We start from the raw sequence: 1,225 nt of genomic DNA on the forward strand, positions 1-1,225 counted from the left end.
CAAAGAAGTATGTGCCTAAAATCAATCTTTAATGTGATATGGTATCAACCACCAGTCAAATCAATAAATTTATAGAATTTGTAGCAGTTCTGGGAGATCTGATCATTCTGAATTTGGTATTGTTCTTTCTTCTTTTCTTTTGGGAAGAAGCTTTTGCTTCTTTACCTTTCTCTTGCAGGGTCTCATGGATGATGACTTCGTTAAGTCTTTGCTATCTGGCCTGTTCGGGTTCCCGTGGGAGGGTTTGGGATAGTCGGGGAATTCGTCCCGATCAGCTTGTGTTACGCGTGTTGAAGAATATTATAACGTTCTTCATCTTTTGGGCATGTATCATGACTTTTAGTGGAATCTCTATTTATTCTCCTCTTTTCTTTGTCGCTTATTTTTCTTTCCTCTTTGTCGTTTTAAGCATTTATCGTATCATAATCCGTGAGTTTTTAATAGCTTATTGTGCTAAGGGCAAACATAGGCGTTATGCTGTTTTTATAGGAGGAGGTAATAATATGCAGGTTTTGTATGAGGAGATGGAGAATTCTCTAGCGTCTTCGCTGTATGAGGTCGTAGGTTATTTTGATATAAAACCGAATGATGCCCTTTCTTCGCAATGTTCTTATTTGGGTAATCCTGACGGTTTTTCAGATTTTATGTCCGTACACCCGGGAATCAAGCATGTTTTTTGTTCTCTGTCGATGGAGGAGGGGCGTTATAATTTCTCTATCATGAATTATTGTGAGAACCATCTTCTTTATTTTCATGGTGTTCCTAATGTATGTAAAGGTTTTCCTCGTCGTATCTGGCACAGTATGGTTGGCAATATGCCTATTTTGAATCTGCGTTATGAGCCTTTGAGTAAGATGGAGAATCGTATGTTGAAACGGCTATTCGATATTGTTTTTTCCGGTCTTTTTCTGGTTACTGTTTTTCCTTTTGTTTATCTCATTGTGGGAAGTATCATAAAGTTGACCTCTCCCGGTCCTGTATTCTTTAAGCAAATGCGTACTGGTTTGAATGGTGGGGATTTTGTGTGTTACAAATTCCGCTCCATGAAAGTGAACGATGAAGCTGACAGTAAACAGGCTACAGCTGATGACCCTCGTAAAACAAGATTTGGGAACTTTCTTCGTCGTTCTAATATAGACGAACTTCCCCAGTTTATCAATGTCTTTAAGGGTGATATGTCGATAGTAGGTCCCCGTCCTCACATGTTGGCTCATACGGAGACTTA

General features: G+C 39.1%; 1 protein-coding gene. It reads left to right on the plus strand.

Annotated elements, in window-relative coordinates:
- Positions 1-38: 38 nt before the first annotated feature.
- The coding region (locus tag I2I04_RS23095; RefSeq protein ID WP_195655948.1) for a sugar transferase at positions 39-1,225 on the plus strand (1,187 nt) is incomplete at its 3' end.

The sequence above is a fragment of the Bacteroides sp. 1001136B_160425_E2 genome (assembly GCF_015559655.1).
In the GTDB taxonomy this organism is placed as follows: Bacteria; Bacteroidota; Bacteroidia; order Bacteroidales; family Bacteroidaceae; genus Bacteroides; species Bacteroides luhongzhouii.